General features: G+C 71.5%; 9 protein-coding genes. 4 read left to right on the forward strand and 5 right to left on the reverse strand.

All coding sequences use genetic code 11. The annotated features are described in order from the left end of the window. Positions 1 to 77 precede the first annotated feature (77 nt). From AB0L00_RS45585 to AB0L00_RS45595, 3 genes are all read right to left on the reverse strand, one after another. Positions 78 to 1094, reverse strand: coding sequence for a methyltransferase (locus AB0L00_RS45585; RefSeq protein WP_364444522.1), 1017 nt, complete (start codon positions 1092 to 1094; stop codon positions 78 to 80). Between the two features lie 65 nt (positions 1095 to 1159). Then, the gene (locus AB0L00_RS45590) at positions 1160 to 2413 is read right to left on the reverse strand and encodes an FAD-dependent monooxygenase (RefSeq protein WP_364444525.1); all 1254 of its coding nucleotides are present in this window, start codon (positions 2411 to 2413) and stop codon (positions 1160 to 1162) included. A gap of 11 nt (positions 2414 to 2424) precedes the next feature. Continuing rightward, positions 2425 to 3282, reverse strand: coding sequence for an LLM class flavin-dependent oxidoreductase (locus AB0L00_RS45595; protein WP_345359615.1), 858 nt, complete (start codon positions 3280 to 3282; stop codon positions 2425 to 2427). Between the two features lie 383 nt (positions 3283 to 3665). On the opposite strand from AB0L00_RS45595, the gene accA reads away from it, so the two are divergent. Next, a complete protein-coding gene (gene accA, locus AB0L00_RS45600; RefSeq protein WP_364444527.1) occupies positions 3666 to 5399 on the forward strand; it encodes an acetyl-CoA carboxylase carboxyl transferase subunit alpha in 1734 nt (577 codons plus the stop codon). A gap of 39 nt (positions 5400 to 5438) precedes the next feature. On the opposite strand, the gene AB0L00_RS45605 is transcribed toward accA, so the two are convergent. Beyond that, positions 5439 to 6638, reverse strand: a complete 1200-nt coding sequence (locus tag AB0L00_RS45605; RefSeq protein WP_364444530.1) for a transposase — start codon at positions 6636 to 6638, stop codon at positions 5439 to 5441. An 89-nt stretch (positions 6639 to 6727) separates the two neighbouring features. Between AB0L00_RS45605 and AB0L00_RS45610 the strand changes: the two genes are divergently transcribed. The 3 genes from AB0L00_RS45610 to AB0L00_RS45620 are packed head-to-tail and all read left to right on the forward strand — an operon-like array spanning position 6728 to position 9087. Beyond that, positions 6728 to 7249 (forward strand): biotin/lipoyl-containing protein, encoded by a 522-nt coding sequence (locus AB0L00_RS45610; RefSeq protein WP_364444531.1) that lies wholly within the window; start codon positions 6728 to 6730, stop codon positions 7247 to 7249. Between the two features lie 31 nt (positions 7250 to 7280). Next, a complete protein-coding gene (locus AB0L00_RS45615; RefSeq protein ID WP_364444533.1) occupies positions 7281 to 8633 on the forward strand; it encodes a biotin carboxylase N-terminal domain-containing protein in 1353 nt (450 codons plus the stop codon). Between the two features lie 46 nt (positions 8634 to 8679). Continuing rightward, complete coding sequence (locus tag AB0L00_RS45620) at positions 8680 to 9087, forward strand: hypothetical protein (RefSeq protein ID WP_364444534.1); 408 nt, start codon at positions 8680 to 8682, stop codon at positions 9085 to 9087. 181 nt (positions 9088 to 9268) lie between these two features. On the opposite strand, the gene AB0L00_RS45625 is transcribed toward AB0L00_RS45620, so the two are convergent. After that, positions 9269 to 9574 (reverse strand): antibiotic biosynthesis monooxygenase, encoded by a 306-nt coding sequence (locus AB0L00_RS45625; RefSeq protein ID WP_364444536.1) that lies wholly within the window; start codon positions 9572 to 9574, stop codon positions 9269 to 9271. Positions 9575 to 9744: the final 170 nt, after the last annotated feature.

The raw sequence follows: 9744 nt of genomic DNA on the forward strand, positions 1-9744 counted from the left end.
GGCCGCGCCCCCCCCCGCCCCGCCCGCCCCGGGGCGGGGGGGCCCCGGCCCCCCCGCCCCCCCCACCCGCGCGTGGCTCAGCTCGCGGCCTTGTGGCAGATCGCGAGGGTGTCGTACTCGCCGAGCCGCCGGTCCTCGACGGAGGTGAACCCGGCGCCCAGGGCGTTGTCCCGGACCTCACCGAGGTAGTACTCCGAGCCGCCTTCGGTGACCAGCAGCATGTCGAGGCTGATCACCAGGTTCTCGACCCGGCTCGACTCGCGGTCGAGCATGCGGTCGTAGACGAGCAGGACGCCGCCCGGGTTGACGCTGTCGTAGGCCTTGCGGACGAGCTCCGCCCGCTGTCCCGGGTCCCAGTCGTGCAGCACGTGCCCGATCATGACGATGTCCGCCGCCGGGAGCGGGTCGGTGAAGAAGCTCCCGCCGTGGAAGGTCACCTTGCCGGTCAGGCCCTGCTCGGCCACCTTCTCGTCGAAGAAGGGCGACATCTGCGGCAGGTCGAACACCGCTCCGGACAGGTGCGGGTACCTGGTCAGGACCTGCGACACCAGGCTTCCCCGGCAGCCGCCGATGTCGAGGATGGACTGGTACTTCGACCATCCGTCGTACGCCTCGAGCAACTGGGGGCCGAGCACGCGCGTCAACGCGTCCATCGAGTTGATGAACTGGCCGAGGATCCTCGGGTTCTCGATCACCGCTTCGAAGCTGCTGCCGGACTGCTGCTCGCCGGTGCGCAGGCCCTCGGTCAGGCGGCCCCACGCCGGGTAGAGGTTGTGGTTGGTGCGCTCGAGGAAGCCGCCGATGTAGGCGCCCTGGCCGCGGACCAGGAACCGGCCCGCGCCGGCGCCGTTGCGGTAGCGTTCGCCGTCGCGTTCCAGCAGGTCCAGGCTGACCAGGAGCGCGAGCCAGTCGGACAGGCCACGGCCGTGCAGCCCGAGGCGCTCGCGGATCGTGCCCTCGTCCGCCGGCCCTTCGCTCAGGAAGGTGAACAGGCCGAGCTCCACGGCGGTGAGCAACGCCTTGGCATCACAGAAAGAGTTCGCCAGCCGGAGGATTCCGGCCGGGGTGCTGGTGTCCAGCGTGGTCCTCGTCACTTGCGGGACTCCTTTCAGACGAGCGGACCTCGGCCCGCCCGAGCTCGCGGTGGTCTTCGGCCTCGTCAGGCGTTCGCCGTGCTCGAGGCGCTCCCCTGCTCATCGATGTCGACGTGGATCGACCACTTCGCGATCGCCAGCGACATGTTGATCGCCTCGGTCGCCGTCTCGACCATCGCGGCCTCGTAGTCCTTCACGGCGTCCTCGAGCGTCCGTTCACCGGCGGCCACCGCCGTGAGCTCGCGGCACAGCGCGGTCGCGTCCCGCAGCGCGGTGTTGGCGCCGAACCCGCCGGACGGCGGCATGATGTGCACGGCGTCGCCGAGCGGGATCACGTTGCCCGTGCCCCAGGGCTCCACCGGCAGCTTGACCCGCATGGCGATGGGATAGGTCTCGTCAGGATCGGCGTGCGCGAAGATCCCGTGCAGGTCCGGGTGCCAGTCGGTGATGCGGTCGAGCACCACGCGGCGGAGTTCCTCCCCGGACATCGCGAAGAACTTCTCATCCGGGATGTCCAGGACGTCCTTGTGGGAGTTGAAGACCGACATGTAGTAGTCGTCGTTGAAGTCGAACTCCAGGCCGGGCCACATCTCGGCGGCGGCCTCGCGCGGCCGGTTGCGGAACACCATGGGCATCAGGCCCAGGTGGAACCCGTCCGAGCCGATCACGTAGACGGTCCGGTCGCGCAGGACGTCGGGCAGTCCCTCCTTGAGCGCCTTGTCCCGCGGCGTACGGGACAGGATCGTGCGCACGCCCAGGTCGGTCTGCTTGTCGTCCGGCCGCAGCTGCGCGCGCACCTGGGAGTTCGCCCCGTCCGCGGCGATCAGGACGTCGCCGGTGGCGCTGTCGCCGTCGGCGAAGTACGCCGTGACGCCGTCGCCGGTCTGCTCGCAGTGCGTGAACCGCTTCCCGAACCGCACCACGTCGTCGAGGCCGGCCAGGAGGATGCGGCGCAGCGTGGCCCGGTCGAGCGCCCCCATGCTGTCCGCCGAGTCACCGCGCGGATCCTCGAAGGTGGGCGTCCACTGCGGTTCGAGCTGCTGGTCGTACGCGGCCCAGCCGTGCTTGTACCGCATGTTCGACGTCGCGGTGAGCAGGTCCGCCGCCGCGCGCGGGAGGCAGTCGCGGAGCGCGTCCTCGCCCTCGGGCAGCAGGCGGAGCCGGTATCCCTGCATCCGGCCCTTGGGAGAGGCGTCGCGCTCGTACACGATGACGTCGATGCCGGCCTTGCGCAGCCCCTGCGCGAGGCAGAGCCCGCCGATGCCGCCGCCGATCACCAGTACGCGCATCGGCCGGCCCGGATCCGAAGAGATGGCCATCGTCGTCCTCCTCAGCGCAGCACCACGTCGGCGACGCGGTCCAGGTGGGCGGGGTCGGCGGTACAGGACAGCAGGATCAGCTCGTCGCAGCCGTTCGCGGCGTACCCGTCCACGACGTCGCGCAGCCTCGCCTCGTCCGTGACGGCGCCGCCCGCGATCCGTTCGGCGACCGGGCCGGCGAACGCGTAGAAGCTCATGAGGTGCTTCCTCGCCTGTTCCGCGCCGTTCGGGCCCAGTGAGACGTAGCAGTCCGCGCCGGTCCGGGGCGACCCCGAGCGTCCCTCTTCGGCCCAGAGCTGCTTGACCTGGGTCACGAGCTCGGCGAACTTGTGCGGGGCGCCGCCCGGGGAGATCCAGCCGATGCCGTGCCTCGCGGCGCGGCGCAGCGCCGCCGGGGACGTCCCGCCCACCCAGATCGGGATGTCGCCGTTGGTGGGACGCGGGCCTATGCCCTGCACCGGGCCCTCGCCCCGCCAGACCCGCTGCATCTCCTCGATCACCTCGTCGAGGCGTCGTCCCCGGGAGGCGTAGTCGGCGCCGGTGGCCAGGTAGTCGTCCTCCCGCATCCCGGATGAGACGCCGACGATGAGCCGGCCGCCCGACAGGCGGTCCAGGCTGGCGAGCTGCTTGGCCAGCTCGACCGCGCCCGGCCGCGACGCCGCCAGCAGGATGGCCGTCACCAGCTTGATCCGCTCGGTGACGGCGGCCGCCGCGGAGAGCGCGACGATGCTGTCGTAGTTGTGGTAGACGAGCCGGTCCGTCACGGTCAGGCTGCTGAATCCGAGATCTTCGGCCCGGCGCGCGAATTCCACCAGTTGCCGGCCCTCGGCACCATGCACGGTCGTCGGCAGGCAGACTCCTATGTCCATGCTGTTCTCCTCGGCTCCATTCGGGTCCGTGGGCGGCCTCACCTGAGCCGGAAAAGGCGAGTGGCCAACGTCAGGGATCTTCCGGCCGGCGGCTGGGGTCGCGGTCGAGTCGCGGTCGAGGTCACGGTGGCGCGAGTCGCGGTACGGCCGCCGTCCCGACGCGGCGCGCGACCGGGACGGCCGGACGGGCCGCCCTGACGATCGGCGCCTCACCGCGTGTCGAGCACCCCTCCAGCGGGCGCCGTGATTATCGGTCCTGGCGACACGCGGGCTTCTTCCGCCGCACAGGCCGGATCGGCCGACCCGGCGATCGCCCGGCCACCCGGTGGCCAGGTCCCCAGAACCGCGGTGTCCAGGGGTGAACCAAGATGAGAGAGACAGCCGTGAGGACAGCAGATCCAGAACGGACCGCACGCGCTCAGGTGCCCGAGGCGCAGCCGCCGGCCGCGCCCCGATGGCTCCTCTGCGAGGGCTGCAATCGACCTGTCTACGAGAGGCGCTTCTCGCGCGACCTGCGGGTGTGCCCGGAATGCGGCCGGTACGCGCGACTCAGCGCCGAGGAGCGGATCGAGCAGCTCTTCGACGCCGGCTCGATCAGTACGGTGGCGGTGGCGGAGACCATCGAGGATCCGCTGCTGTTCACCGACAGCAGGCCGTACGTCGAGCGGCTGCGTACGGCCCGGCGGCAGACGGGGCTCGACGACGCCGTGGTGTGCGTGCGCGGTGAGATCGGCGGCCACCCGCTGGTGGCGGCGGTCATGGACTTCAACTTCCTCGGCGGCAGCCTCGGCTGCGCGGCGGGCGAGCGCATCGCCGCGGCGGCCGAGGCCGCGCTGCTGGACGGCGTGCCGTTCCTCGTCGTCACCGCCTCCGGCGGGGCGCGCATGCAGGAGGGCGCGCTGTCCCTCATGCAACTGGCGAAGACCACCCAGGCGCTGGTCGCGCTGCACCGGGCCGGGATCCTCACGATCAGCGTGATCACCGATCCCACGTACGGCGGTGTCGCGGCCTCGTTCGCCACGCAGACCGATGTGATCCTCGCCGAGCGCGGCGCGCGCCTGGGGTTCGCCGGTCCCCGAGTGATCATGCAGACGATCCGGCAGCAGCTCCCCGCGGGCTTCCAGACGGCGGAGTTCCTGTTCGAGCACGGCCTCATCGACGAGGTCGTACCACGGCCGGCGCTCCGCCCCACCTTGGCCCGCCTGCTGGCCGCGGCCGCACCCGCGACACCGGTCGACGACCCGCTCCGGGCCGTTCCCTCCGGGGTCGTCCGGCAGCTCGACGACGTCCCCGAGCGGGACCCCTGGGACGTCATGCGCCTGGCGCGGGAGATCGGCCGGCCGACGACGCTCGACTACGCCGGCCGCCTCCTCGACGGATTCGTCGAGCTGCACGGCGACCGGCTCTCCGACGACTGCACGGCGATCGTGGGGGGCATCGGCCGGTTCGCGGGCCGTCCCGTCATGCTGATCGGCCACCAGAAGGGCCACACCGCGCAGGAACTGCGCGAGCGCAACTACGGCATGTCGACTCCGGCCGGCTACCGGAAGGCCGGGCGGCTGATGCAACTCGCCGCCAGGCTCGGCCTGCCGATCATCACCCTGGTCGACACGCAGGGCGCGTACCCGGGCCTGGAGGCCGAACGGGAGGGGCAGGCCTGGGCCATCGCCGAGAACCTGCGGTTGATGGCGCATCTGCCCGTCCCGATCGTCGCCGTGGTGACCGGAGAGGGCGGCAGCGGCGGCGCGCTGGCACTGGCGCTCGCCGACCGCGTCCTCGTCCTGGAGAACAGCGTCTACTCGGTGATCAGCCCGGAGGCCTGCGGCGCGATCCTGTGGAACGACGCGTCGACCGCGCCCCAGGCCGCGCGGGCCCTGCGGATCGAGCCGCGCGAACTGCTCCGGCACCGGATCGCCGACGGGGTGATCCCCGAGCCCGAGGGCGGGGCGCACAACGACCACGCCGCGGCCGCCGACCTCCTGCGCCGTGCCCTGTGCGACGTGCTCGCGGAGATCGTCGATCTGGACGGTGAGCGGCTGGTCGCCGAGCGGGCGGAACGGTTCGGCGCCTTCGGGACGCGTCCGCCCGTGGCGGCGCACAAGGGAGGCCAGGATTGACGTCCTCCCCCGCCCGAAGGCGGGGGATTTCAACTCGCTCTACCCGGAGGTGAGAACAGGTTGAGGTTCGCGGTTCACGGCCCCGCCCAACGGCTGGAGGGCTCCTCGCGCTGTCACGGCACGTCCTGCCGCGATGTCTCTGATGTTCTTGGCCGCGTTCACATCCGCGTGATCGGCATGCCCACAGGCGCGACAACGAAAGACCGCTTGGCTCTCACGGCTCTCCGCGGCGCAGTACCCACAGGCATGACAGCTCTGAGACGTGTACGCGGGGTCGATCTTTTCCACCCGACCCGGCGCCTTATCCTCCAGGCGGGTCACCAGAGGGCCCCAGCCGGCGGCGTGGATCGAGCGATTCAGCCCGGCTTTGGCCCGTACATTGGTGCCTGGCGCACGACGGGTGCCACGCGCCGACCGCACCATGTTCTTAATCTTCAAATCCTCGACCCTGATCAGGTCGTAGCGGCGGGCCAGGACGGTGGAGGTCTGCTCCACCCAGTCCTTACGCCGGTCGGCCTCACGCGCCTTCAACCGGCCGATCGCCATCTTGACCCGCGCCCGCCGGTTCGACCCGGGCTTGGCGCGCGCCAACCGGCGCTGCAGCCGCAGCAGACGCTGGGCCTCGGTGCCGCGCAGGCCGGACACCGACAACCGCTCACCAGTGGACAGGGCGGCCGAAACGACCACACCACGATCCATCCCGACGACCTCGCCGGTACCGGGGGCGTTGATCGGGGGCGGGATCACCGCGAAGCACACATGCCAGCGGCCCGCCCGGTCCCGCTTGATTCGGAAGGACTTGGCCGAATCGGGGACCTGGCGAGACCAGCGGAACCGCACCCAGCCCACCTTCGGTACCCGCACCTCACCCACCTTGCGGGACAGACGCCGTACGTCCCATTGCCAGCCGCGACGCCCGACGATCCGGAATCCCTCATGCACGCCTGCCTTACGCCAGGTCGGCCGACGGTGCGCCCCGGCGAAGAAGTTGCTCATGGCCTGGGCGAAGTCACGCAACGCCTGTTGCTGCACCGTCTGCGAACCTGCCGCCAACCACTCGAACTCGCGTCTCGCCTCGGTCAACTGGCGAGACTGCTCTGTGTAGCCGGGCGCGCTCTTCCGGCCTGGCCGCCAGTGCTGGTGCTGTTCGACCGCGAGATTCCACACATATCGGGCTTGCGAACAGTGCTCCAGCAACCCCTGCTCTTGAGCGGGCGTGGGCGCAAGCCGGAACCGCATGCCCGCATCCTAACCACCACCGACAATCCGAGGAGGGAGCGGCGTTTCCTCCCCGGCCTGAAGGCCGGGGTCCCCACGCCGCGAAGCCGATGACGGAAACGGTACCGGTCGCCGACGGCATGGAGACCGATCTCGACGCGATCTGCCGGAGCGTGATCCGGCTCCTCGAGACGAGCCACGGCGTCCCCGCCCGGCTAAGGGTCGAGGCCGGGGCGGCGTCCGTGGAGGTGGAGTGGCCGGCCGCGAACGGTGCGCCGGGCGCCCCGCTCTCGGCCGGAGCGGCGGTGGTGCCGCCGAGGGCGGTGGCGACCGCCGGTGTCGCCGGCGCCACGGCCCCGCCGGTCGGCGAGGGAGACGGCACGGAGTTCTTCATCTGCGCCGACACCGTCGGGACCTTCTACCACGCCGCGAAACCGGGCGCCGAGCCGTTCGTCAAGGTGGGCGATGACCTGGAGGCCGGCCGGCAGGTCGGGATCGTCGAGGTCATGAAGCTGATGACGCCGGTCGAGGCGGACCGGCCGGGCCGCGTCGTCGAGATGCTCGTCCCGGACGGGTCCCCGGTCGAGTTCGGCCAACGATTGATCGCCTGCGCTCCGCTGGGCGAGCGGTGACAGTGCCCGCACGGACGCGCCTGGAGGCCAGATGATCTCCAAGATACTGATCGCGAACCGAGGGGAGATCGCGCTGCGGGTCGCACGGACCTGCCGCGAGATGGACATCCGCACGGTCATCGCCCACTCCGCGGCGGACCGGGGCTCCCCCGCGATGGAGTACGCGGACGAGGCCGTCCAGATCGGCCCGCCCGAACCTCGGCGCAGCTATCTGAACGCGGCCGCCATCGTGGAGGCCGCCCTGCAGACCGGCGCCGACGCCATCCACCCCGGCTACGGGTTCCTGTCGGAGGATCCGGACTTCGCCGAGATCTGCGAGGCCGCCGGGCTGACCTTCATCGGCCCGCGCCCCTCCCTGATCAAGGACCTCGGCGACAAGGCGGAGGCCCGCAGGATCGCCGCCGCGGGCGGACTGCGGGTCCTGCCCGGCAGTGAACACGCCCCGGGCAGCGTCGGCGAGGCGATGCTCGTCGCCGACGAGATCGGCTATCCGGTCATCATCAAGGCGGTCGCCGGCGGTGGCGGGCGCGGGATCACCCTGGTACGCCGGCGGCAGGAGTTCGCGGCCGCCTACGCGGAGGCGTCGGCGAACGCCCAGGCGGTCTTCGGCGATTCCCGCGTCTATGTGGAGAGGTTCCTCGAACACGCCCGGCACATCGAAGCCCAGATCCTCGGTGACCGGCACGGCGACGTGGTGCATCTCGGCATCCGCGACTGCTCGGTCCAGCGCCGCCGGCAGAAGCTGATCGAGGAGACGCCGCCGCCCGACCTCGATCCGGTCACGGCCGAGCGCATCGCCCTGGCGGCCGCCGCGGCGGCCGGGCACGCGGGCTACACCGGCGCGGGCACGTACGAGTTCCTCCTCGACGAGCACGGCGACTTCTACTTCATCGAGACCAACTGCCGGATCCAGGTCGAGCACCCCGTCACGGAGATGGTCACCGGCGTCGACATCGTCCGCGAGCAGATCCTGATCGCCTCCGGGGAGCGGATGTCGATCCGCCAGTCGGACATGCTCCAGCGCGGCGCGAGCATCGAGTGCCGCGTCAACGCCGAGGATCCCGAGCGCGGCTTCATGCCCGCCTCCGGCACCCTGGAGAGGTTCGAGATCCCGGGCGGCCCGTTCACCCGGATCGACACGCAGTGCCGGCCGGGCTTCACGGTGCCGCCCTACTACGACTCGCTGCTGGCCAAGGCGGTGGTGTGGGCGCCGGACCGCGAGCAGGCGATCGCCAGGATGGACCGGGTCCTGGCGGACTTCACCGTCTCCGGGCCTCGGGTCGCGACGACGATCCCGTTCCTCCGCGAGGTGCTGGCGCATCCCCTGTTCCGCAGCGGCAAGCACACCACGTCGCTGCTCGACCAGATGCTGGACCAGTCGTGATCCGCCCGAGCCGCCGACCGCGTCGGGCCCGCGGCTCCGAGTACCGATGACGCGTCAGGGCGGCGTTCTCGGCGCCGCCGGACGGGTGCTGAAGGGCGCGCTCCGGTCGATCCGGGGCGGGCTGGTCGGGCTGGGGTTCATGTCGGGTTTCGTGCCACCGCAGCCGCCCGGCTCCGTCTCCGAAGCGGACGCCGACCCGCCCTGCAGAGGGGACGGCGACCCGCCCTCCGGGGCCGAGGAGAACCGTCGTTCCGGGGCGGATGAGGACGCGGGCGAGACGGACGGCGCCGCACGGATTCGCGACGGCGCCGGCCCGTGGCCACGGCGGCCGACCAGCGCCTGCGCCGACCCTCTGACCGCGTTTCCGGAGTACCCGGGGCTAGGAGCGCCGCTGTCGCCGCGGGAGGAGGAGCTCTGGGCGGCGATCGTACGGCGCTTCGACGGATCCGGCTGAGCCTGCGCCCGGCCGGGTTTTGCTGCGCCGGCTCCCGGCCGGGTCCTGCTGAGGCGACGCGTGGCCCGGATCCCGCTGAGCCGGCGCCCGGCCGCGTCCTGCTGAGGCGACGCCCGGCTGAGCCGGCGCCCGGCGCCTCCGTCGTTCCGACGTGACGCCCGGCGCCTTTCCGCGGCGTCCGTCAGTACGACGCCGCGACCTCGTAGATGCCGAACGTCGCCCCGCGCGTGGCGTCCTGCAGCGGGCGCAGGGACGCCGTGGTCGAGCGGTGGTCGTTACCCCTCTCCCACACCTGGAACGCCTCCAGGTCGGTCCATTCGCTGTGGACCGCGAAGGAGCGCGGGTCACCGACGGACCGGAGGAGCCTGTTGCCGACCAGCCCCGGCGTGCCGTCGAGCGCGCGACTGATGTCGTGATAGGCGGCCTCGACGCTCCCCGGGGCGTCGTCCGGGTCGGTCACGTACAGCAGGACATGAACTGTGCTCATCGTGTGGCCGTTCTGCGTGTTCTTCGGCGGTTACGGGCCGGCATCTGCTGGGAGGGGAGGTGGTGGGCGAGTAAATGGTCGGCGGGTTCGGTGGTGTCGGCGGTGAGGAGTGCTTCGTGGAGGCGTTGCATGGGGGCGGAGGGTTCGAGGCCGAGTTCGTCGATGAGGAC

Origin of the sequence: Actinoallomurus sp. NPDC052308, assembly GCF_040679195.1 — a bacterium.
GTDB lineage: Bacteria > Actinomycetota > Actinomycetes > Streptosporangiales > Streptosporangiaceae > Actinoallomurus > Actinoallomurus liliacearum.

Coding starts and splice junctions, on each gene's coding strand:
- AB0L00_RS45610 (WP_364444531.1), top strand. CDS start 6,728: ATGACGGAAACGGTACCGGTCGCCGACGGCATGGAGACCGATCTCGAC.
- AB0L00_RS45625 (WP_364444536.1), bottom strand. CDS start 9,574: ATGAGCACAGTTCATGTCCTGCTGTACGTGACCGACCCGGACGACGCC.
- AB0L00_RS45595 (WP_345359615.1), bottom strand. CDS start 3,282: ATGGACATAGGAGTCTGCCTGCCGACGACCGTGCATGGTGCCGAGGGC.
- AB0L00_RS45605 (WP_364444530.1), bottom strand. CDS start 6,638: ATGCGGTTCCGGCTTGCGCCCACGCCCGCTCAAGAGCAGGGGTTGCTG.
- AB0L00_RS45615 (WP_364444533.1), top strand. CDS start 7,281: ATGATCTCCAAGATACTGATCGCGAACCGAGGGGAGATCGCGCTGCGG.
- AB0L00_RS45620 (WP_364444534.1), top strand. CDS start 8,680: ATGACGCGTCAGGGCGGCGTTCTCGGCGCCGCCGGACGGGTGCTGAAG.
- AB0L00_RS45590 (WP_364444525.1), bottom strand. CDS start 2,413: ATGGCCATCTCTTCGGATCCGGGCCGGCCGATGCGCGTACTGGTGATC.